The sequence below is a fragment of the Peribacillus sp. NPDC056705 genome (assembly GCF_043656335.1).
The window spans coordinates 16,184-40,188 of sequence record NZ_JBHTYI010000038.1; the positions used below are offsets into that span (position 1 = coordinate 16,184).

Below are 24,005 nucleotides of genomic sequence, written 5' to 3' on the forward strand. Positions count from 1 at the left end.
TTTAAACCGTCTTTTAAAGGTGAATGAAGATCAAAAAGCGGCGTAATTACTATATTAAAATATTTTTATCATTTCTGCAATGAAAACCCTTTCATTGCATACCCCATATTAACATATATTACATAACATACCTACCAAAAAATCTTTATTATTTAAAATGACATTAATATTTGATTTTTCGGTATATTGAGATAATTAACTCCCGATCATTAAATTTGTAGAAAAGCATGAAAAAAGCAGCCACCAGGCTGCTTTCCCTTTTATCTCCGTTTTTAACTCGCCTTTTTCCCATCGATGGATTTAGCGGCACCCCAAATTTCTGATGCCCATTCAGGATGGTCGATGAATGGATTGCGGTTATTTTGCCAGTCATAAATGACATCATTGCGATGGCTTTCGAAATCGTCGACAGGATCGAGTTCATTCCATTTCAAAAGCGTCGATAGCTTTCCATGAAGCGGCTTCGGATACGTATTGACTGTATCGGATAATTCAAGATCCAGCTCGCCGTTTCCTTCATATCGGACGGCCATGTAAAATAACATCCTTGCTATATCGCCTTTAACATGATCTGGCGGCTCCCATGAATCTGAATCAAACTTACATTCACATCCACTATATGTTTGACCGCCCTCGTCGAAATCAAGGTGGCCCCGTTTACCATTCACTGTCACATCAGCGGGACGGAGGTGATGAAGGTCTGTCCCGGGACCTTTGCTTGTCCCAAAGTCACCGTGGGACTTTGCCCAAACATGTTCACGGTTCCATTGTCCGGCATTGCCCCCATTCGCGTTCTTCGAGATGGATTTTCCGGAGTAAAGCAAGATGACATTCTGTTTGTTCACCGGGTCTTCATCCGTTTCTTTAAGGGCATTCCACACTTGATCATAAGATAACATCGTGTGACCCTTAATGATCGAGTGCAGAACCGATTTCAATTCCGTTCCCGTTTTTCCTGCCGCCGTTTCGTAATAAGCTTCAAGCGGCATATCATTCGATACGGTCAACGTAAAACGGGCAACCGCTTCCGATTGCTGGTCCTCGGCCTTGACTGCGACAAGGTATGTTCCAGCTTCATCTGCAGGAAGGGTTAATGTCTGGCCTGTGACTGTACCGATAGTGGATGAAAAGGTAAGTTCATCCCCATCTGGGTCTGAGAAGTGCTCACTCAAATCGATGGTGACCTTTGAACCGGCTTTCACTTGAAGATTTTCCAGTTTTTTCGTTACGACTGGTGCATGATTTTCTTTAGGGGCGAAAGGGGAAGCAATCGCTTCCCCTTTCGAATCGACAAACTTGATATTCGATGTGTCGACACCTTCTGTTACCGACCACTTCTGTACGTTTTCAGCGCCCCTGATTTCTTTTACATTGGCGTTATCGATGATGACTTCCTTCACCGCCATGCCTCCAAAATCAATGATTGCACCTTCCTTATCCGGTTTTATCGTCACAGCAGCATTCTTCAGCCCAAGGCCTTTGAGTACAGCATATGAACCTTTTAACCAGATACCTTCTTCGATGTTGGATGTGTCGTCAAGATTGATCAAAACACTAGGTGAAGCAATCGTAAGTCTTTTTGTTTTAACGTTTGTTACATTATACGTTTTTTCCGGAGCAGGAGTTTCGACCCCGCCTGATCCAGATAAAGAGGTTGAGATCAGTACAGGATCATGATCGCTGGCCCTTCCATGAGCTTCCATGAAGGATGAGTTAATATGGACAATATCGACTTTTGTCGCCGAGGCAATATTATTCGATACAAGGATATGGTCCAGTACTTGTGAATTGCCTTGATATGTGTAAGAATAACGTTTTTCAAAAGGGACCTTCTCGATCATATTGGTTAGATCATTGCCCTTTAATGTTTTAAGCGGTGCCGAAAATTCAAAATCATTAAAGTCTCCAAGCAAGACAACATTCGCTTTGGCATCCTGTGACTTGATATCACTGACAAACCGATTGACGATGGAGGCAATTTGAAGCCTTTGCGTTTCACTTGATAGGACAGGAGGCTGGTTTTTGCCGAATAAAGGCTGGTCACCGCCCTTGGAATTAAAATGATTGGCCACCACCACTACGCTTTCGCCTTTAAATTCGAATTGAGCGGCTAAAGGCTTCCTGCCTGAAGTGAAGGCGGGATTGGCAGGCTCGATTCGACCAGGGTTCAAGGTAAGTTTTCCATCTTTAAAGGCAACGGACTGTGTTGCCGTTCCTTTCGTTCCTTCAGTCAATTTGACACGGTCGGCATTATATAAAAAGCCTACACGGATATTCCCGCCGGGTGCCCCGCCATCAAGTTTATCTTCTGGAGCAATATCGATGTATTGATATTGCGGTCCGCCCAGCTCTTTTATTTTGTCGGTTAACTTCTTGGCACTTTGAGCAGAATCCGTTGTCCCGCTATCCGTTGCCCCATCATTATCTTGCATTTCCGTTACGCCGATGATATCGGGTTGTTTAAGATTGGTAATGATGGATGTTGCGATCGTTTCGACTTTAGAGTTAGCTGTTTGAGTGGAAAAATTCTCGATATTATAGGAAGCGATCGATAGCTTATCAGCATCCTTCTCTAAGGATGTCACTTCCCGTGCCGTACCGCCATCCTTTAACGCAGGCAGCTGGGCTTTATCCGTCACTACCCTATAGTTGCTATATCCATAGCTGATGACACCCGTGACCGAGCCATCAAAGAAATCACCCGTTTTCGCTGCAAATGATTCATCATTTATATCCAGGGTAATTCTTTCAGGATTGAAATCCGTTTCCGTTATTTTGACGCCCCCAACTGCAGTCGTCGTTTCCATATTCCCTGGAATCACGACCAATTCACCATAGTCTTGAGGGGCGACCACTTTCGGGTTATATACTTGCACGAGCATTCCTTCCAGACTCTCGTAGAAATCGATGCCGTCTTCGCTCGGATTAAAATCTGTCAATCTATCATCATCGATGTTCTCGGACGGCGGAATGACATCTTTCCCAATGATGATCGGTTCTGGCATCGCTGCAGTGCCAAGCTTTTCAATCGTCGTATTGGTCAATTCAGTTGTTGGCAGATCCGTCGTTTTCATTTCAGCGTACCCTTCGATATACCACTCGGCGACTTTACCTGCCACTTTGACATGATCTCCCGCTTTCAGACCATGTGCTTTGTTGTACACAAGTATTCCCTCGGAAGTCGTTAAGTCCTTATCCGGGTTGGGATCTTGCATATAAAAATTATTCGCATCCTTTACATAAGTGACGACACCTTCCACACCTGAGACGAGTTGATTTTCATATGAAGAAAAATGATTCATCCCCTGAATGTCACGGATCTTCACCTCATTGGTTTTGGTAACCGTATAGGCAAAAGTGAAAACTTCCGATGTCTTATCGTTGACAGCGATTGCCTTGATGACAGTATCTTTCGTTAAAATGATCGGTTCTGTGTACAAAGCACTTGAAGACGTCGGTGCGGATCCATCAAGCGTATAATGGATTTTCGCTTCTTTCCAGCCAGATTCAAGTGATATTTTTGTATTTTCACTAACCATACCAGGGAAAATATCCGTGTAAACGGCTGGTTTGTTCACCAATTCATAATCTTCGATGCCACGCGGCTTCAACTGATACGTGTCATTGAACCTCGACCCGATCCCGGTTACGGAAATGACATCCCCCACTTTAAAGTTCCTCACGAAATCTTCATAAGTCGAACCGGTCCGGTTATCATGGCGAACGATAACAGATTTCCCTTCAGTATCTTCCGCCTTGAATTCGAATGTTCCGTATGTTCCCGATGCCGCCAATTCTGTAATGGTCGCTTTTTCAATGGTGACCAGCTCACCTTGTGTTTCCTCATTGACGCCAGATGCATCAATTTTTTGGATTTCAGGAAGTTCATTCCCGGAAGAAAGCACTTTAAGGGAGGTTGGTTGGATTTGCAATTCCTTATTATAAGCGGATACTTTTCCGATTAAAGTAACCTTATCTCCTTGCTTTACATCTGCAGGCCACGAGGAACCATAAACATATAGCCCAGCCGTTTCATCTTGGATATAAAAGCCTTTCCCTCCCCAATAACCAAGTCCGGTGGTGACCACTCCATCGACCTGCACTACATCTTCAGTATTCGTGCGCGCCTCGGCAATGGAGTCAAGAACCTTCACATCAGGCTGTTCAGGAGTTGTTCCCCCATCGGTGATGATCGTGTAATCCGTTGCGGATTTCAGCCCGGGTACTGAAAAATATTTTTCCAGCTTCCCCGTTATCGTCACCTGAGCTTTAAGTAAATCCGGATGTTCGACCAAATTCAATGCCGTTCTGATATTTCCGGCTGGAAGCTGGACAGGCATGATTTTCTTAACATCTTTTTCATCCGGACTATCCGCAATGCCTATGTTCGTACTTTCAGTAAAAGGCGATGTTTGCTGATAGCTTGTACCGCTTTTAGCTGTACCGACGATATATCCCTTCACCGTCGCCGTTCCGCTGTTATTATTTATCGCTTCCATTACCGATATTGTTCCTTCCGCTTTTGCAGCGGCTGCATTTGGCAAAACCGTTGACAGCACGATCAGCATGGCAAAGAAAAGCTTGCTTATCCCGTTCTTCTTCAAAATCTCAACCCCTCCAACTTTTTTTCACAGGCTCAGGAATCATTTGAATGCCGCTTAAAGAATGGTTTCGCCATTCACCGTGACACCGCTCATGCTCACGGTCTTACCGTTAAGTCCCGATAAATCCAAATTACCCTCGACTGTAACCTGTGAAAAAGTAAAGTTATCCGGAGGAGTTCCTGTTAATGCAAGATTCCCTTTAACCACTGCATTTTCCAATGAAGCAATATCCGTGATGTCCACAACTACATGACCTTCATGCGTTTTTGGGGCATCAGCCGTTCCGCCAAAGTCTTTGGCCATTACGACAGTCGGGTCTGTATTGCTCCCGGCAACATCTTTGATGCGTCCTTCGATGCTTGGATCGACAGTTTTCAGCCCGCTTACATAATCCCGTAAATTCTCCCAATCAGCGAGGCCGATATCCGTCACCCTTCCTTCTTCATAAGCCTTCTTGAAAACGGTGAATCCATCTCCGCCCTTGGCTGTAAAAGCATTGGTCGCCACGACGTATTCCTTCGCTGCATCCAATTCGGAATATGTTCCATCTTGTCCAAGGACTTCAACCTTTGTGATACGATTGCCTGCTTCCTTCGAACTGTCGTAACTGAATTTCATTCCGGAAACATGCAGGAAGCCGCCATTTTCCTTAGGAGCGAGGCTTACACTATGCTCTAATGCTTCATTGATTTCTGCTCCCGTAAGCTTCATCGTCGCTAACGTATTCCCAAACGGTAAAACGGTCAGGATTTCGCCTAAAGTGATATCGCCTTGATCGATGCCAGCGCGGATGCCACCGCCATTTTGGAAGGCTATGACCGTATCCTTATTGAATTCTTTCGCTTTACTTAGCATTCCATCCGTAATTAAATTGCCCAGTTCCGTTTCATTTTTACGAACACTCGGCTTCGTTTCATCCCCTGCATCACGCGGCGATTCCAAGGCTTTCACAGCTGTTGCGCCAGTCTTCGTTTCCTTCAGCTCCTTAATCTTCGAGGAGTAAGTTTCGAGCAATTTTGCCGCTTCGGCATCATCCTGTTTTTCAGAAAGCTTAATCAGCTTACCGGCTTGTCCGACAATCTTGCCATCCTTATCGAAATTCACATCGATCGTTCCTAAATAGTCGCTATACTGATATCCTTGAACGATGACAGTCGGCTCTTTCGTTTTCCCTTTATCATCTTTGTCCACAACAACGGGGGCGTCTAACTGCGTATGGCTATGTCCGCCCACGATCACGTCTATGCCCTTGACCTTGGCAGCCAATGTTAAATCATTGTCATAAGCCGCATTGTCATCGTAGCCGATATGGGACACGGCAACTATCTTATTGACTCCCATGCCTTTGAACGCCTTGACCGCTTTTTCGGCTTCTTCAAGATAGTTTTCGAATTCTATACTTCCAGGACTTGAAATATCTTTCGTCTCTTCAGTTGTAAGCCCGAAGAACCCTACCTTTTGGCCATCCACTTGTTTTACGATTCCATTGTATATCTTCCCTTGCTCTGGCTTACTTGAAATCAAGTCCGAGAATAGCCCCTTGAACTTATCATCTTTGGAGAAGTCCACATTCGAGCTGACAAATGGGAACTTTGCCCCTTTAATGAAGTCAGCCAAAGCTTGATGCCCTTCGGCGCTTGATCCCAAATCAAACTCATGATTCCCGAACGTCATGACGTCATATTTCATTAAATTCATGAAGCGAAGATCGGCTTGCCCTTTGAATTCATTGAAATAGAGAGTTCCCGAGAATACGTCACCAGCATCCACCAAAAGAGCTTGCGGCTTACTCTTGCGCACTTCCTTGACAGCCGTCACCCTTTTTGCCACATTGTCCAAGTGGGCATGCGTATCATTCGTATGCATCAAGGAAAGGGTGATCGCCTTTGCTGGATTTTTCAAGGCTTCTTCGGCTGCAGCGACTTTCTTATCCGCCAATGCCATTTTCGAAAGGAATTCCTTTCGGTCCGACTCCTTGATTCCATTTAAATTAATGGCTGCTTTCGCCTTTTTAGCCGCGTTTATCTGTTCTTTCGTTTTAAGTTCCCCATTGGCAAGAGCTACATAGGCATCGACCCGTTTTGCCACTTCTTTTTTCTTTTCAGCATAGACCGCTTCATCATACTTACCTTTCACTTCTTTAACATAGGCGTGTATGGCTTTTCCAAGCTTGGATGTTTTGCTGACCTTTTTCAACTGCGAAGAAACGGTTTGCATCCGCTTGTCCGCGGTCTTTAAATCACCCTTCTTCACCAAGTAGTCAGCTTTTTCATAGTAGTACGGAACTTTCAGGTCACCGTTCAAAGCCGTTTTGGTCGATTTGGTGAATTTATCGTATAAGAGCTTTTCGATTTTCGCACCGTAAACGGTATCTTTAATATCTTTATCTGCCTTTTTCACGGCTTTATCCAGTGCTTCGTATTGAGTTCTGATATCAATTGATTTCTTGGCAAGGATTGCATTCGTAAGGGCGCCAATCGATTTATCATGTGCAGCTTTTGCTTTCTCAGCCGCTTTAAATCCTTTTACATATCCTTCAGAACGAGTGATGTACTTATCATAAGCTTCGATTTCTTTATATTTGGCATCTTTTTCTTTTTTGCTTAACATTGATTTTTTAATGGTAGTGTTGATGTCCTTTTTTGCTTGTTTTGCAGATTTGATTTGTTTTTCAACAGTGGACACTGAAGCGAGTTTAGAAGTGTAGAAATAGGTATCGAATGGTTTTTTGATGACTGCCTTGGCCGTTTTGATTTTACTATTCAGGCTAGTGGCAGCATCAGAAGGTGCCGGCGCTACCGCTACGATCGTTGTCGCAGCCATTATGGTAGCTGATGCAATTTTTACGAGTTTCTTTTTCCCCATTATAGTTAATCCCCCCATAAGTTATATACTGACATAACTTTCTGCTAACTTATCCATAGAATTTACACACTTTTCCAAAAAAATGAATCCCGACATATTTACTTATCCATACACAAATCCACCCTACTTTTTTCCTCTAAAGATCGGTGTATCTCCTATATTACAACAAAATAATCCAGTTTTAAAACAAATTTACAATACTACATGGAATATTAACAGAATATTATCATTATAATCACCCTAAAATACCTAGTGGCTAATTGATGATATATCAATAAAATTATTTAATGGTAAAATAGAATCAGTTTTAACTAAATCTAAACTTAGGCTTTATACCTAATTGCTGAAAAGCGATTTAAATCTCTCCCAGACTGCAGACAATGTCGAAGAAGTCCAGTTAGCCTCCCGTTTGTTCTTTAAAAAAGTCCAGTTGGGAAACCGGAGCTAATACCGGATACGTTCTTTTCTCGCATGAGAGAGGAATGTATTCGACCTTTCCAGCACTTTATACGACCTTCACCGTACTTTATTCGACCTTCACATTCTTATGGGTGGATTCAAAAAAAAAGAGCATCAGTTACGATACCCTTTTCGATCTTAATGCTTCAAGAAAGTGCCTTGCCGATACTCAAGATATGCCTGATCGATTTCCTCTTCAGTATTCATGACAAACGGTCCGCGGGCAACAACAGGTTCCATTAACGGTTCTCCTGCATATAAAACAAGTCTTAAAGGTTCTGTCGCCGTTATATCAACTTCACTTTCCCCTGATTCTTTACAAGCACCAAGCCATAAGACCTGTCCCTTTGAAGCTCTCACTTCGTTGTTACCGAAGATTCCGCTTCCTTCTATTAAATAGATGATTCCGTTGTAGCTTCCTGGTAAATTCTGTGTGACCGATACTCCAGGCTCCAGGACCATCTCCACCATCGTCACGGGAACATGGTTTTTCGTTGTCGAGATAACATCCTTGGATGATCCGGAGAAGACGCGGATCAGTGCTCCGTTTTCTTTTCTGACCGGCATATCCTTTGCCATTAAGTTTTGGTATCTTGGTGTCGTCATCTTTTCACTCCGGGGAAGGTTGACCCAAAGTTGAAGGGAATGGGCAGTCACACCTTCGGAAGGCACCTCATTATGCACAACGCCGCTTCCTGCTGTCATCCATTGGACATCACCAGGTCCAAGTATCCCTCCATCACCGGTATGACTGTCATAGTGCTCGATCGTTCCATCAATGACGAATGTAACGGTTTCGATTCCCCTGTGCGGGTGGATATCGAATGATCCCTTTTGAAATTTATCCTCCATCATTAAAAGGAACGGATCACTCTTTTCCCAGTTTCCTGGTTCTATGACTGGTCCGGCCGTATGAATCGGACTATACCTTTGAAGCTTCACATCTTTCACTTCGACAATATCTCGTTTAAGATTATATTCACTTTTCATTACTCCATTCCTCCCTTAAGTTACTAGTAAACTGATAGTCATTATGGCTGCCTGATCCAGTCTTAGGATTCCTCCTGGCTGGGATTAGGCACTTCCCTCTGTAAACTATGTCTATGAATCTTTATCATCATCTCATGCATGCGCTTCTTTTCCTCATCATCCAATACATCGAATAATGAAGCTTGGAAATCGGATTGAATAGGCATGACCTTTTCCATTAACTCTTTCCCTTTTTCCGTTAATGAAATATATTTAACCTTCCATTGTTGATTACGGACGATCAAGTTCTCTTTTTCCAGCCTTGTCAGCATATGTGATACGCCTCCACGGCTTATCGTTAGGTGCTCCGCTAATTCGATTTGTGAAACAGGCTGATGGATAAGCACTTGTGCCAACATATCGAATTGTGCAGCAGTGACGCCGAAATGCTGTAAGTGTTCATTCGAAAGCTGATTGCTTCTTTGATAAAAACGAACCATTCGCAGCCAAATCAGCAAACTCAATTTGTTCTCATCAGAAAATCCCCGTCTATCCATGTTAAGCCTACCCCCCATCTTTGGTGCGCTATCAGTTTACTAGTAATTTGATAACAAGTCAAATCGTTGGGACTTTAACTTGTTGAAGCAGCATCCCCAACAGGCAGACCATACCACCAGTCAATCTAAAGGGGATATTTACTTTGCAAAGATATAATAAACAGAACTACAGTACTCCCTTTTTTTTTAGGTTGGATAATATAAGATCATGCTTAATCGAGTTATTGTTTCCCCTGAATTATGGTAGGCATGCGGCCTATCAGCCTTGAATCTGATAGAATCACCATTCCTTACTGTATATTCTTCGTTATTTACACGTACAGTCAGTTCCCCTTCAAAAACAGTTATGTACTCTTCCGTTCCTTCCCTATGCGAATCGGAACTTAAGAATCCACCTTTTTCTATCTCGACTGAATATACTTCAAAGCGCTTCTCATCTTCAAAGGGGAAGTGGGGATAAACTCGATATTTGCCGTTATCTTCAGATAAAGTTTGAATTTCACTTTTTAAAACGATTTTTGTATCCGGCTGCGGGCTATTTATTAATGAAGAAAATGAAATCTTCAATCCATTGGCTATTTTCCAAATGGTTGTAATCGTAGGGCTCGATCCTCCCCTTTCTATTTGTCCGATCATCGTTTTACTTACTCCAGTTAATTCTGCAACCTTTTCAAGACTTAATTTCTTACTTTCCCTGATGGCTTTTAAATTGTTAGCAATAATAAAATTTATTTCTTCCATAAAAATGCTCCTTATTTACAATATAACGTCGGCATTGTACAATAAAAAGGAAGTCGTTATAATGTCATTTTCGGTCATTATAGCATACAAAGGAGAGTCAACCATGCATTTACTATCTTTTTTGTTATTTGTTTTCGTTACAAGTTTCACTCCAGGTCCAAATAACATCATGGCAATGTTATTTGCAAACAAGTACGGGTTAAACAAGACGATTAAATTTTGTTTTGGGGTAGGTGCCGGTTTTTTTGTAATCATGCTATTGTGCAGTTATTTTAATGTTTTGCTTGAAAATTCCATCCCGAAAATTGAATTTATCATGACTATCCTAGGTGCAATCTATATGCTATATCTGGCCATAAAAATCATTTCAAGTTCAAATAAAGTTAAGGACGATAATGATGACAAGAACAACAGTTTTATAGCGGGCATGCTTTTGCAATTCATAAATCCAAAAGGCATTCTTTATGGCATCACGGCCATATCGACCTTCATCCTGCCTTACCACTCTTCAAATTTCAGCTTACTATTCTTTTCATTATTTCTAGCTTTTGTCGGTTTTATGAGTACGTTCTGTTGGAGTATGTTCGGTTCGGTTTTCCAAACGTTTTTATCAAAGTATAGAAGTCAGTTTAATGTTGTCATGGCTTTGTTATTAGTGTATAGTGCCATTTCGATTCTTGTACACTGATTAAGAAGGAGCGCCGAGTTGTAGCAAAAAAAGATTCCAACTAAACCTTAAAACAAAGGTAATTGGAATGGAAGGTACGGGACTCCTGCGGGAAAAACGCGTCCAGGGGAGGCCCCGCGCATGGCAAAGGCTAGCCGGTTATTCGGCAGGAGGGTCTCAAATTTCTTCAATCCATTGAGGGTTTGCAGTTGAAGGGATCGATAGTTTTTTCATGCCTCCCCATGCATTAAATGTTTAAGCTCCCTTCGAATATTGTCACGGCATGGCCGGAAAGTTTAACTGTGTCTGCCTTTACTTCAACCTTCAATCGTCCTCCTCTTTCCGATGCCTGATAGGCCATGAAAATACTTTTGTCCAGCTTTCTTTTCCAATATGGTCCCAGGCAACAATGGGCCGAGCCCGTTACATGATCTTCGTCAAGGCCTTGTGCAGGGGAAAAGAAACGTGAAACGAAATCATATTCACCGCTATCCGATTGACTCGTTACAATGACACCCCGAATCGGCAATTTGGCAATGGAATCTATATCCGGCTTTATATTCCTTACGATTTCCTCTGATTGAACTTCGACTAGATAATCCCATTTGTTTTGTCCAACATACGCAGGCACAACCCCTAAAGCTTTTATCAGTAATTCAGGGGCAGCAGTCTCCTGCTCGATTAATGACGGGAACTCCAATTGAAGCATTCCATCAACGAACCTTGCAGTGAGAAGCCCGCTTTTCGTCTGATAGACAATTGGTCGATCTCTTGGCACGTATCCTTTCCCCCACAAAAAGAAAGAACTTGCCAGCGTCCCATGTCCACAAATCGGGATTTCAATGGAAGGTGTGAACCAGCGCAACTGCCATTCAGCTTTATGAAGGTGAATGAACGCAGTGACAGGCATATTAATCTCTTTAGCCATTCGCTGCATCCACTCGCTGTCACTTTCCCCGGTAAGAAGGCAGACAGCAGCAGGGTTTCCTTTAAAAGGTTGATCTGTAAACGTATTAATGATGGTTAATTCCATTAAATGTGCCTCCAGTAAGTAATATTCTAGTTTCCTAATTCCACAATGACGAGCCCATTTCCTTTAGGGAATTACAATTCCCTTGTTTTTAAAGAGTTCTCTTTATCTCATTAAAATGAAAAAGACCACCATATGGCAGCCTGATTCTATCATTCATAAGTTTCAATATGGCACTCTCGATTAAACCCCATTATCGACTCAGGTTCCAAATTATTTTTATCTTTGTTATAAAAAACCGGTAATTCTTGTAGTGCATTTCGAAATCAAACATCCTACCGTTTCCGGACAATAAATGTATCCCCAAGCAGTTCCCAATTCTGGGGAAAAGGATAACCAAGTACCCAATAACTGAGGCCCCTTGACCTATAAATCTTCACCAGGTCGAATTTTGCTTTAGCACTGCGTGCGTCCTCAAACCAAACTTCATGTGTGCGTCCCTGATTATCTTTGTACCTATAATAAGGTGATTGGGCTGTCTCGTCATATTTTATTTCTACATTATATTGGACGGCGCGTCTGATGGCTTCCTGCATGTCGAAAGTCTCTGCTTCCTGCCCCTCTTCATGAGGAATAAGCCAGTCCCGTGCATAAATTTGAAATCCTATGAAGATTTTATTTGTTGGTATAGCCGTTACGGCATAGTCAAGGACACGCTTTATTTCATTAATGGGAGAGATTGCCTGTGGCGGCCCTTTTCGGTAACCCCATTCATATGTCATCAGCACTACGAAGTCGAGCAGCCGTCCGTGAACTGGATAATCATGTGCCTCCACTAATAATCCCTTTTGATTGGCGCTAGTTTTTGGGGCAAGGGAGGATGATACAAAGTAGCCCTCAGGATGCAATCGATCCACTGCTCTTTGGAGAAAGCGATTATAGGAATCACGGTCCTCTGGTGCTACACTTTCAAAATCGATATTCAATCCACGGTACCCTTTATTTTTCATCGTTTTTATGACGTTGGTTAATAATTTTTCCACTAAACCTGAATCGGAAAGTATCGTATGCGCAAGCTGTGTTCCCGCTTCCGTGGCGGAAAAATTCGTTATGCACATCATGGGTATGACGCCAGTTGCCTGTGCCGCCCGTATCGTCGGGGTGTCATCTATGACTTCTAAGCTGCCATCTTTCATCATTCTATAACCAAATGGACTTACGTAGGTCAAATCGTAGGCTACATCACGTACCTGCTCCGCCCCGGCTTGCCCGTAAACGTTTGTAAAACCATTGACCTCAATGATGGGCTTTGGTTTTTGGGGAATCCTTATTATCCGTCCGATATGAATATTGGACGGATCTGTAATCCGATTCATCTGCATAATGGCTTGAACGGTCGTTCCATAATGTCTTGCTATATCATAAAGAGTATCCCGTTCCCTTACAGTATGATAAATAACCGGAATGGTTAGTCTCTGCCCTGGATAGATAGCAGAAGGGTTTGTGATGCGATTCGATTGCATGATTTCCTGTACCGCAGTTCCAAACTGATTTGCGATTTCATTTAGAGTATCCCCTTGCTGAACCCTGTACTGAAGATAAGGTTCAGGAATCAAAAGTGCTAGGCCAATCACCAGCTTATCTGGATTTTCAAGGCCATTGACCCGAACAATCCGGTTGGTACTGACACCATATTGCTGGGAGATTCCCCACAAAGAATCCCCCCTATTCACCACATGGATTTTCACATGCACTGCCCCCCTTTCCTTTAAAATATTCCCTTCATTTTATTCCCTGGATTGCCCTAATATGTTTTTTGCGTTCAACATTCCAGTTTTCTTAGTTTTTTCGCTCTTATTGCTTATCATTTTCGTTCCCCATTATAGCCCGGATTCTTTATCTAGAAAAACAAGGGAGTACTTCAATAGAGGAAAAGAGGTAAACAAATCCCCAAAGACAGGGACATTACATCAGTCCGACAAAGAGATATTACATGCAAAGCTTGTGATCATTGACTAAGGATAATCTAGTCTTGTTTTTAAAGAGTTCTCTTTCTCATTAAAATGAAAAAGACTACCATATGGCAGTCTTTCTTATTTCAGCGGTTTACCATTCCCCCAACATTCCTTGTCCATATTTATTTCTTTATGAACTCTGATTCCAAACGATTGTTTACGTTTTTATAAAAGTCCGGTAATTCTTGTAGTGCATTCCGAAAAGTTAATAAGATCTTATCGATTCCGATCGCTTGAAGTTCCTGAATTTTGATTGCAACCGATTCGTAACTGCCGATTAGCCCTGTCCTGAATCCCTCATTATTGGCTACAAAATCACTAATTGAAGACGCATTTTTCCACATTCCTTTTGTATCTTTACGGTTTTTGAACTGTGCTATTGCCGTATCGTCTGCACGTTCGATAATATACTGATATTCGCTTTTTGCCTCCTCTTCCGTTTTTCTGGCAATGACAAAAGCATTAACGGCAAATTTCACTTCACGACCATGCTTTTGTGCTACAGCCTTCACATATTCCATTTGTTCCTGCAACTCTGCTATGGAAGCCCCATTCATAAAGTAATAGTCGGATAATTCCCCTGCCATCTCTTGGGAATCCCGTGAATTCCCGCCTTGATAGATTGGCGGATATGGTTTTTGAATAGGTTTCGGTGCCAATATAGCATTATTGATTTGATAATAGTCTCCTTGATAAGTAAAGTGATCGGTCGTCCACAATCCCTTTACAACCTCCAGGTACTCCCTTGAACGTTTATATCGCTCTTCGTGCTTAATCCATTCTATCCCAAACATTTCTTGTTCTTCTTTAAACCAGCCGCTGACCAAATTAATATGAAATCTCCCTTTTGAGATAATATCGATGCTCGAACCTACTTTAGCGAGGGTTGCAGGATGAATGAAACCTGGTAAAACCGCAGCAATGAAATGAACGTTTTCGGTATCCCCTGCCAAAGCCGCAATAATCGATAAAGGATCCAGTTGCCCCCTATCCGCCGAGCTACCTCCAATACTGCCAACATAGCGAATGGCATAAAGGATCGAGTCAACTTGTAGCTGGTCTGCCATTTTCGCGAGTTTAAGATTGTATTCCATACTTCCATCCGTATTTTGTTCTACGTTTGCCCGTAAGAAACCACCGGATAAATTAGCTCCCCAGATTGAAAATTTCATATCCTTCCCTCCTTGTTTTTCAGGATCTTCCTGCTCATAAAACCTTTTCTCCAAATAATGGACGCACCGTTCTCCCAAATCTTTCTGCCTCTTCCAAGTGCGGAAAACCCGATAGGATAAAATGCTTGACGCCAATATCGATATATTCCTGCAGGCCTTCCCTCACTTGTTCAGGGGTGCCTACGATGGCTGTACCTGCTCCTTTTCTGATTTTCCCGATTCCCGACCAACCATATCTTCCAAAACGTTCCTTGTTCTTCGTTAATTCATTCATCCGCTTTTGAGCCACCGAATCCGTCGTTTCATAGTAATGATTCATATTCCCCAAAGATTCCCTGCCCGCTCTGCTTATTATCTTCCTCGCTGCTTCCCATGCCTCATTTTCCTCGTCCCGAACGATCACATGAATCCTGACACCATATTCCAATTGCCTTCCATACTTCCTGGCTCTCTGTTTGACATCATTGATTTGTTGTTCAATTTGCTCCGCTGGTTCTCCCCATTGCAAATAAACATCGGCAGATTTCGCGGCAATTTCCTTTGCTGCATCGGATGAACCGCCAAAATAAATCGGAATATTCGGACTTTGACGGATACTTGGATTCAATACCCCATCGCTGATTGTGAAATGGTCTCCTATATGATTCACTTTTTTTTCCGTCCATGATTTTTGTACCACATCAAGGAATTCACCTGTTCTGGCATATCGCTCATTATGCTCAAGGAAGTCACCATCCTGCCCCAATTCTTTTGCCGAACCTCCAGTGACTACATTGACAAGCATTCGCCCTTCCGAGAATTGGTCAAGGGTCGCGGCCATTTTTGCGGCAACCGTAGGAGCAATGAATCCTGGGCGAAAGGCGATCAATGGCTTGATCGTTTTTGTATGATGAATGATGGCCGAGCCCACTATCCATGAATCTAGGTAAGGAATGCCTGTTGGAATCAAAATCCCTTCAAAACCAGCCTCTTCTGCCGCTTTAGCAACATTTACCAGATAATCCAAAGTGGGTTTCCTCTGTGGCTCGTCTAGTCCTAAGTATTCCCCATCGCCATTTGTAGGCACATACCAATAAAAATGCACAGACATGATAAAACCTCCTTATTTTAAAATCTCATAAGCATAATCCACGAGATTCTGCTTTTTTTTATAATTGGTGTACTGTGCAGCGTATGTTCTGACAGGATCACCGGAATAAAATCGTTCATATAATTCATGCCGTGATGCAAGCGGACTCCCTAATAAATCCCACGACAGTTTAATTAATCGGGTCCTATCCTCGGCAGATGTTTCTGTACCCTGGTAATACTCTTTTAACAAAGGACCTATGGGACCTTCCAATTCTTTCAAGCTGGATGGGACCTGTAACAGTCCTCCTGCCCCAATTTGCTGGATGATTTCCAATGCCCTTGGGTAGAATCTCGTTCCCAGATTTCTTGCTGTCGTTAAAAAATCTTGATCAGGAAGCATGATGCCATTATGGATTTTCGCTTTATATTCCGAAGCGAGCAGTAATGCCTTTATGGTTTCAAGCTGGATGATCAATTCAGCAAGCTTCTCTTTCACATGTAAAAATTGTGTAGCCCCAGCCGTTTCCGCCAATTCATTTCCGATTGCTGCGACACTTTCCAGTTTGCTGACAAGACGTACTACAGTTTGATGCTGGCTAAGCAGTGATGAAGGGGCATCACATCGAAGCTTCCATGCAAATTCAGGGTCCTCTTGAACAAGCACCCGCTCCCAAGGGATGAATACATCATCAAAAATCAAGACGGCGTCCATTTCGTCAAAACGTGAACTTAGCGGATGATCCTCCTCTCGTTCATCAGCAAACGACTCCCTGCAAACGATATGCAAACCTTTGGCATTGACAGGAACGAAGAAAACATTTGCGAATTCACGTTCATTTTCCCCTCTCTTGTGATAGGAAAAGATTAAAATTTCATCAACATATGGAGCAGCTGTCGCAATCATTTTCGCACCGCGAACATAAATTCCCTCACGATTTTTTCGGCTGATATGTACAATCCCCGGTTTCTTTTCCCCAGCTGTTTTTGAACGATCCTTTTGAGGATCATGCCCTGCAACTGTTGACAATAAATCAAGATTACGGGATTGATAGTAATAGCTTTCTATTTTTTCTGAAAAGCCTGGATGTGCATCTTCATACTCTGAACGGTTTGCGAACCAGCCAGTAATTATGGAACGGGAATATTCAGATAGACGGCTCATCACTCCAAAAGTCTGATCGGCCCAATGCTGATACGCCAAACGTTTTTTTTCCAGATCCTCATGCGTCCTTGGAACGAAGAATGACAGATTCGCATCAAGCCCTTGCTCCGTCTTGTATGTCAGCAAGGATTTACTGCCTGTTTTTGTTTGTAAATCCAGCAAGGACTGAATTGTCTGGACCGTTCCTTGAAATGCAGGATGTTCCGCTACGTTCTTGATGATATCTCCATCTAACCAGATATTTCTCCCATCATTAAGTCGTTGAAGATACCGATTGTTTTCGATCATCACAATTCCCCTTTCCATTTACCTCCTCCAAGAAATGGCGGAGTCTTCGTTTTAATGGCTCTTTATCATAGGTTTCATACTGCATGGCGAAGGTTCGAATGGGATCCCCGGTATACAGCCTTTCATACAGATCATGCCTCGATCCCAGTGTGCTTCCTATCAGTTCCCATCCTATTTGAAATAAAGACGTTTTAGTGACTGCATCGACATTCGCTCCTCTAAAATACTTTTCCAATAATGGAATGAGTTCGTTGCTGTCTTCGATCGTTGTAGAAGGAAGCTGAATAAAACCGCCTGCCCCGATTTGTTTTAAAATCTCGATCGCTCTTGGATAATGGCGGGTTCCAAGATTTCGTGCCGTTTGCAAGGGTACGAGAGCAGGCAGATAAACACCCTTTTCGTTTAGTGATCCTTGAATCTCCGAGGCAATGAGCAACGCCTCTATACTATCGATTTGGGTATATAGTTCACCAAGCTTCTCCTTCACTTGCAAGAATTGATCGACACCGATCGATTGAGCGATGGCCGTAGCCACCCCTGCAACGAATTGAAGTTTCGTCAGCAATCGGACAACCGTTTGATGATGGGCGAGACAGTTTAATTGCTGGTGCCGCTGCGCTTCAAACACTCCTTCCACGGATCCCCTTATAAGTACACGTTCCCAAGGAATCAACACATCATCAAATAATAAAACAGCGTCCATTTCATCAAATTGTGCACTTAATGGATGTTTCTTTTGATCTTTTGAGGCGAATGATTCACGACAGACAATTTGCAGGCCAGGAAGATTCAAAGGGATAATGCACATATTTGCTTGCTTCTTTTTATCAGGAGTCAGTTTCTGATGCGGCATGATGATGACATCATGTGCATACGGGGAAGCGGTAGCAATCATTTTCGCCCCTCTAACAACGATTCCTTCCTCCGTTTCCTTTATGACTTTCAATAAAGCATCATCCTGTTCATTACCTGGCTTTGACCTATCGATCTGGGGATCAAGTATGGCCTGGATCACAATACGCCGTTCATCCCTTGCCTGTTCATAGTATTCCGTGATTTTCCTGGAAAATCCTGAATCATATTGGTTAAAGAAATCCCTATCCATGTAGTAGCCTGTAACCATCGAATTCGCATAATCAGATAATCGGCTCATCACGCCATAAGTTTTCCGCGACCATAATTCAAAGGCCTTTCTTCTTGAAATCAGCTCTTCCATATCTTTGGGGATAAGAAAAGATTTGTGAACAAATTCCTTTGTTTTTGGACTTTCATACCCGACAATCTTTTGTTCCTCGGGTGAATCCAGCATATCCAACAAATGTGTTAATGTGTCCAAGGTGCCTGTGAAAGCATGATGGGCATATAAATCGTCTATTTTCCTTCCATCAAGCCAAACATTTCTTCCATCTTTCAAACTTTCGGCAAGCCATCTTCTTTTATTGACCTTCATTAAGCAAAAACCCCTCCTTGGATAATACAAAAGCCCTTGAAGGAGTATGGAACTGACTCCTAACAAGGGCTCTCGGTTGTCCGATAAGCTATTTTTTTATGGTTACTATCATAATCCGATAAAATTAATTGGTCAAGTATGTTTTAACTAATTAACCAAAAATAACCAGAAAAAAATAATACTTGATAAATAATCAACAACCTTGTTATAGTTTAATTATTCCAATTGGAAAACTATACTATGAAAGCCTACCGGATAACCGGCGGCATGAACAAACCTTGTTCATGCTTTTTTTTATTCCTAAAAAAAGAATGGACCCATAAAAAGGAAAAGAGGAACTCCAGATGAGAAATTCATTTTTGTTTATCATCATGTACCTATTATTCGTCATGATGCTTTCAGCTTGCAACAGCAGCGGCAGTGAAAAAGCCGCGAGTGAAGATAAGAAAGAAATTATTTTCGGCTTCACTCCAGGCCCTTATAGTGACCAAGTGAAAAAAGGAATAGAACCCTACCTGAAAAATAAAGGATACACCATTAAGTATGTGGAAATCAGTGACCCGAACCAACCAAACTTTGCCTTAGCGGAAGGCTCAATCGATGTTAATGTATTCCAGCATACGGCATTTTTCAAGAATTTCATCAATGAAAACAAACTGGAACTGACCGAAACCATTAAAGTCCCTACAGCACCTATGGGGTTATATTCAGACATACATGGAAGCAAGGATGAATTGAGGGAGGGGCAAAAAGTGGCAATCCCCAATGATCCCGCTAACGTGGCACGAGCATTAAGAATGCTTGAACAAATTGGCTGGCTTCAATTAAAAAAGGGATACGATCCCCTGACTGTATCAAAAAAAGATATCATGGATCAAAAGGTGAAATTTTCATTTGTTGAGGTGGAGCAGGCTCAAGTTCCTCGAATCTTGCCTGATGTAGATTATGCGATAGCCAATGGGTATACCATCTTGGTATCCGACCGGAAATTATCTTCTGCCATCTATTTAGAAGATCCCCCATTTGAATACCAAAATTTTGTGGCGGTAAGAACCGAAGATAAAGACAAGCAATTCGTGAAGGAAATCATTGACGCCTACCAATCCCCTGACTTTCAAAAAGCGATTGAAAGCAATAAAGAGTTTGAAGGCTTTCACCGACCTGATTATTTTAAATGAAAGATAGATAACGCATGAAGATCGGAGGTTCAGAATGATAAAGTTTAATAATGTTTGTAAAACCTTTTCTGTCAAAAACAAATTATTCACTGCGGTTTCCCATGTAAATCTTGATATTAAGGAAAACGAAATATATGGGATCATCGGTTTTAGCGGGGCAGGTAAATCTACTTTACTGCGCATGGGCAACCTGCTGGAAAAGCCTACGAAAGGTACGATTACGATAAATGATTCGATCCTTAGTGATTTATCCGGCAAACAGCTTCGGGAAGCACGCAACAAAATCGGGATGGTTTTCCAGCATTTCAACCTCTTGGCAAATCGAACGGTGCAAGGAAATGTCAGCCTCGCATTGGAACTTGCCAATGTACCAAAACATGAGCGCGCCAAAATCATTGCCGAGTCCCTGCAAATCGTCGATTTATCTGATAAGGCAAATCATTATCCAGCCCAGCTCTCTGGCGGACAAAAGCAAAGAGTCGCGATTGCCCGTGCCATAAGCACAAGACCAAATGTATTGCTTTGTGATGAGCCCACCTCTTCACTTGATCCACAAACCACTGAATCCATCCTGGCCTATCTAAAAAAAATAAACGAAACCTATGGTGTGACCATCCTGATCGTGACTCATGAAATGGATGTAATTCGAAGGTTAGCAAATAGGGTGGCGGTCATGGAAAATGGGAAAATCATGGAGGAATTGAACTTAGCGGATAATAGAACCCTACCCACAACAAAAATCGGTAAAATTCTATTAAAACATGAATCTGAAGAGGTGAAGGTAAGTGTTTGAAAATATCATTTCCTTACTCCCTGAAATTTACTTAGGTGTAGGCCAAACATTTTTAATGGTGGGAATAGCGATATTGGCAGCCATCTTATTGGGCCTCCCGCTTGGTTTCCTTACATTTTTGACTTCAAAGGAACAATTACTCGAACAGACTATCTTAAATAACGTTTTAAATGCGATGATCAACACGGTCCGTTCATTCCCATTCATCATTCTACTGATTGCTCTTATTCCATTTACACGAACGTTATTGGGAACATCTGTAGGTCCGCTTGCCGCCTCCATCCCACTATCGATAGCTGCCATTCCGTTTTTAGCTCGGCTTGTTGAACAATCTTTACGTGAGGTGCCAAGAGGAACAATTGAAGCCGCTGTTGCGATGGGCGGATCCCCCTTCCAGATCATTAGTAAAGTCTTATTATTGGAAGCGCGTTCCGGTCTCCTGTTAGGCCTCACTGTTACTGCCGTTTCTTTCATATCCTATTCAGCAATTGCCGGGGTCGTAGGAGGCGGGGGAATTGGCGACTTGGCCATTCGTTATGGATACTACCGTTTTCAAACTGACATCATGATAACAACCATATTCCTTCTTATCATCATTGTTCAATCCGTCCAATTCACCGGAAATTATCTATCTGCTAAACTTGATAAAAGGTGAAAGCAATCATAGCCTTTCTTAGTTCGAATCCAATGAAAGGCTATGACTTTTTACTTTCAATTAAAAAGGCTTCCCTAAAAAGTATTACCAGTAACAAACAATCCTTCGTTACCTCTATTAATCTGTTAGAAAACCCTCACATCAAAATAAATCAACATCTCAAAATATACACCCGTTATTTAAGCCTCATTACCGACTCCTAAGCAACAAAAACAAGTAGTGTGTACCTCTCCATTGAGACGCATGCTAAACACCTTAAAAAGGGTAACTACAGCCTGAAATAACCCATTTTAAACAAGGGTCCACCAAACCAAAAAACCGGTTGGTATGGTATAATTACAGAAAGGTGAATTTTTGTTTCAGGAGGTTACATAATGACGATCAGCAGCATCTTATTGGTGGTTGGTGCAGTCTTTATCGGCGCCTTGATGCGCACGATGTTCGGGTTCGGTGAAGCGATAGTCAGCATGCCTCTGCTTGCCTTACTACACATTCCGCTTAATACTTCGGTTTCCCTGATTGGGCTGGCAGGTCTTACCGTTGCCTCACTAACCGTCGTTAGCGGATGGCGTCATATCGAACGTTCGGTATTAATCAGGCTCGCGCTTGCAACGGTCATCGGCATACCAGCCGGCCTCGCTTTGCTCCATTACGCACCTTCGATGATCATTACTTCTGCACTCGGTGTTTTTTTGATGGCATATGGAGGATACTCCCTTCTTAAGCAAAAGCTTTTCCAAGCTGTGGATAAACCATTACTCACCTCAAAGGGTTGGGTATGGCCGTTCGGTTTTGCGTCGGGAGTCCTCGGCAGCGCCTATAACTTTAATGGAGTGCCGGTCGTCGTCTATGGAACTATAAGAAGATGGAGTCCGGATCGATTCCGCGGAACATTGCAAGCCCATTTTCTTATATCCGGAATCCTTGTCGTGACGGGGCATGCGCTAGGCGGACTGTGGACAGCCGATTCATTAATTCTCTACGTTTATTCCATTCCAGCCATATTACTGGCGACAGGTCTCGGAATCTTCATGAATAAGCGAATTCCTGCGAAGAAATTCGAAAGCTATCTATTCTTTATCATCATTGCGCTAGGTGTACTATTATTGCTGCCCCATGGCTGAAAAACAATAAAAGCCTGAATTCTCATTGAACCATCGAGAAATCAGGCTTTTTGCAATTCACACCACCTCTTTTAAGTCAATGTTAACAGTTTGGCAGTAGTATAATTATATTTCTCGATTGATAAATCAAAAACGGCTCCCGCTTTTAAAAAGACCGTACTTTCAACTATTAAGGTCGGATCTCCTGGCTGCAAATCCAAAAGCTTGGCATCATCGTCATTTAGTTTTTCACACGAAATGATTTTATCTGCAAATCCGATATTCAACTTCAAATCCTCGACAATATATTCATAAATGGAACCATTTGCGATTTCTTTATTTAAGATGGGGATGATGTCTTTATTGAAAAAGGACTCTTCTATTACAATGGGTGCACCATTTAAGTATCTAACCCGTTTGAGGTTATAGATTTTGGTTTTTACCTGGCATTTCATTTGTTTGGCCAATTTTTCATCAGCTTCTATCAGTTCTAACTTTAACACTTTACTTTTCATTTCATCATTCGGAAACACTTTGGTTAAGCCACTCATATCTCTCATCGAAATGCATCCCGGTCTGGTAAATTCCCTTAGGAATATGCCGCTTCCTTGCACTTGATAAATATAGCCCTGCTCAACCAATATATTGATCGCTTTTCTAATCGTATTCCTGCTGACATCGAACCTCTTCATCAACTCTTCTTCAGTAGGTAACTTAGTATTTAATGTATATTTTCCTTCTACTATTTCTTTCTCCATTTGCTCTACGACCATTCTATACTTTACATCCATATTTCCATATACCTTCCTCTATACATAATGATTTAGAACAATACTTTAGATTGAATGATAGGTTAGATTGAATGATAGGTTTTCTTTACAATAGATTATTTTATAACGATTGTAAAGAAACCTCTGTTTCTTTCAGACTGTACTTAGCCTGCATGTTTTTTTATTTAACGTTCCAGTTGATTTTCAGAAATCCGCTCCCTTTCCGCCGACAGTCTGCCAAGCCTCCTCGGCACAAGCGCCTGTGGGGTCTCGGCTAGCCAGTAATTCGGCAGGAGTGTCGCAAATTTCTTCAATCCATTGAGGGTTACAGTAAAAAAACATCAAGGATAAACTAGGGTTAATCATAATTCGGGATGTGATCTGACCCAATAAAGTTAGACATATAGTTTAAGCAGCTTCCAAGACTTGAGTTCGGTATTCTATCGGACTCAGGTCGTTTAATTTTCTCTTCATACGTTTGTGGTTATAGTAATGAATATAATCATCTAATTCCTT

The 24,005-nt window shown here is 42.2% G+C and carries 18 protein-coding genes; 5 read left to right on the top strand and 13 right to left on the bottom strand.

From position 1 onward, the window contains the following. Positions 1 to 272: 272 nt before the first annotated feature. The 5 genes from ACFRAK_RS24655 to ACFRAK_RS24675 form a co-directional block, all read right to left on the bottom strand. The gene (locus tag ACFRAK_RS24655; RefSeq protein WP_394572700.1) at positions 273 to 4,604 is read right to left on the bottom strand and encodes an endonuclease; all 4,332 of its coding nucleotides are present in this window, start codon (positions 4,602 to 4,604) and stop codon (positions 273 to 275) included. Positions 4,605 to 4,658: 54 nt separating this feature from the next. After that, positions 4,659 to 7,469 carry a bifunctional metallophosphatase/5'-nucleotidase gene (locus ACFRAK_RS24660; protein ID WP_394572701.1) on the bottom strand — a complete coding sequence of 937 codons (2,811 nt, stop codon included), beginning with the start codon at positions 7,467 to 7,469 and terminating at the stop codon, positions 4,659 to 4,661. 597 nt (positions 7,470 to 8,066) lie between these two features. Then, positions 8,067 to 8,918, bottom strand: a complete 852-nt coding sequence (locus ACFRAK_RS24665; protein ID WP_260285134.1) for a pirin family protein — start codon at positions 8,916 to 8,918, stop codon at positions 8,067 to 8,069. 62 nt (positions 8,919 to 8,980) lie between these two features. After that, a complete protein-coding gene (locus tag ACFRAK_RS24670) occupies positions 8,981 to 9,454 on the bottom strand; it encodes a MarR family winged helix-turn-helix transcriptional regulator (protein WP_387602837.1) in 474 nt (157 codons plus the stop codon). 186 nt (positions 9,455 to 9,640) lie between these two features. Then, on the bottom strand, positions 9,641 to 10,195 hold the full coding sequence (locus ACFRAK_RS24675) for a helix-turn-helix domain-containing protein (protein WP_214793534.1): 555 nt from the start codon (positions 10,193 to 10,195) through the stop codon (positions 9,641 to 9,643). A gap of 103 nt (positions 10,196 to 10,298) precedes the next feature. On the opposite strand from ACFRAK_RS24675, the gene ACFRAK_RS24680 reads away from it, so the two are divergent. Further along, positions 10,299 to 10,883 carry a LysE family transporter gene (locus tag ACFRAK_RS24680; protein ID WP_387602840.1) on the top strand — a complete coding sequence of 195 codons (585 nt, stop codon included), beginning with the start codon at positions 10,299 to 10,301 and terminating at the stop codon, positions 10,881 to 10,883. Positions 10,884 to 11,109: 226 nt separating this feature from the next. Here ACFRAK_RS24680 and ACFRAK_RS24685 read toward each other — a convergent pair whose 3' ends face one another. The 6 genes from ACFRAK_RS24685 to ACFRAK_RS24710 all read right to left on the bottom strand — a co-directional run bounded on the left by ACFRAK_RS24685 (position 11,110) and on the right by ACFRAK_RS24710 (position 18,990). Next, positions 11,110 to 11,895, bottom strand: coding sequence for a PhzF family phenazine biosynthesis protein (locus ACFRAK_RS24685; RefSeq protein ID WP_394572702.1), 786 nt, complete (start codon positions 11,893 to 11,895; stop codon positions 11,110 to 11,112). A 272-nt stretch (positions 11,896 to 12,167) separates the two neighbouring features. Then, on the bottom strand, positions 12,168 to 13,580 hold the full coding sequence (locus ACFRAK_RS24690) for a glycoside hydrolase family 18 protein (protein WP_394572703.1): 1,413 nt from the start codon (positions 13,578 to 13,580) through the stop codon (positions 12,168 to 12,170). Between the two features lie 389 nt (positions 13,581 to 13,969). After that, entirely contained in the window at positions 13,970 to 15,019 is a 1,050-nt protein-coding gene (locus tag ACFRAK_RS24695) for an LLM class flavin-dependent oxidoreductase (protein WP_394572704.1), read from the bottom strand. A 34-nt stretch (positions 15,020 to 15,053) separates the two neighbouring features. After that, positions 15,054 to 16,109: an LLM class flavin-dependent oxidoreductase gene (locus tag ACFRAK_RS24700; protein WP_394572705.1), complete on the bottom strand. Its 1,056-nt coding sequence runs from the start codon at positions 16,107 to 16,109 to the stop codon at positions 15,054 to 15,056. 12 nt (positions 16,110 to 16,121) lie between these two features. Beyond that, positions 16,122 to 17,558 carry a 4-hydroxyphenylacetate 3-hydroxylase family protein gene (locus tag ACFRAK_RS24705; protein ID WP_394572706.1) on the bottom strand — a complete coding sequence of 479 codons (1,437 nt, stop codon included), beginning with the start codon at positions 17,556 to 17,558 and terminating at the stop codon, positions 16,122 to 16,124. Next, entirely contained in the window at positions 17,506 to 18,990 is a 1,485-nt protein-coding gene (locus ACFRAK_RS24710) for a 4-hydroxyphenylacetate 3-hydroxylase family protein (RefSeq protein ID WP_394572707.1), read from the bottom strand. Before ACFRAK_RS24710 ends, ACFRAK_RS24705 begins: the two co-directional genes overlap by 53 nt. 344 nt (positions 18,991 to 19,334) lie before the next feature. On the opposite strand from ACFRAK_RS24710, the gene ACFRAK_RS24715 reads away from it, so the two are divergent. From ACFRAK_RS24715 to ACFRAK_RS24730, 4 genes are all read left to right on the top strand, one after another. Beyond that, the gene (locus tag ACFRAK_RS24715) at positions 19,335 to 20,168 is read left to right on the top strand and encodes a MetQ/NlpA family ABC transporter substrate-binding protein (RefSeq protein WP_394572708.1); all 834 of its coding nucleotides are present in this window, start codon (positions 19,335 to 19,337) and stop codon (positions 20,166 to 20,168) included. Positions 20,169 to 20,202: 34 nt separating this feature from the next. Beyond that, the gene (locus ACFRAK_RS24720) at positions 20,203 to 20,961 is read left to right on the top strand and encodes a methionine ABC transporter ATP-binding protein (RefSeq protein ID WP_387706216.1); all 759 of its coding nucleotides are present in this window, start codon (positions 20,203 to 20,205) and stop codon (positions 20,959 to 20,961) included. Continuing rightward, positions 20,954 to 21,616 carry a methionine ABC transporter permease gene (locus ACFRAK_RS24725; protein ID WP_387602867.1) on the top strand — a complete coding sequence of 221 codons (663 nt, stop codon included), beginning with the start codon at positions 20,954 to 20,956 and terminating at the stop codon, positions 21,614 to 21,616. Before ACFRAK_RS24720 ends, ACFRAK_RS24725 begins: the two co-directional genes overlap by 8 nt. A gap of 374 nt (positions 21,617 to 21,990) precedes the next feature. Then, on the top strand, positions 21,991 to 22,740 hold the full coding sequence (locus tag ACFRAK_RS24730; RefSeq protein ID WP_394572709.1) for a sulfite exporter TauE/SafE family protein: 750 nt from the start codon (positions 21,991 to 21,993) through the stop codon (positions 22,738 to 22,740). Positions 22,741 to 22,811: 71 nt separating this feature from the next. Here the strand turns inward: ACFRAK_RS24730 and ACFRAK_RS24735 are convergent, their stop codons facing one another. Continuing rightward, entirely contained in the window at positions 22,812 to 23,510 is a 699-nt protein-coding gene (locus ACFRAK_RS24735) for a GntR family transcriptional regulator (protein ID WP_192206714.1), read from the bottom strand. A gap of 387 nt (positions 23,511 to 23,897) precedes the next feature. Beyond that, the coding region (locus ACFRAK_RS24740; protein WP_394572711.1) for an IS3 family transposase at positions 23,898 to 24,005 on the bottom strand (108 nt) is incomplete at its 5' end.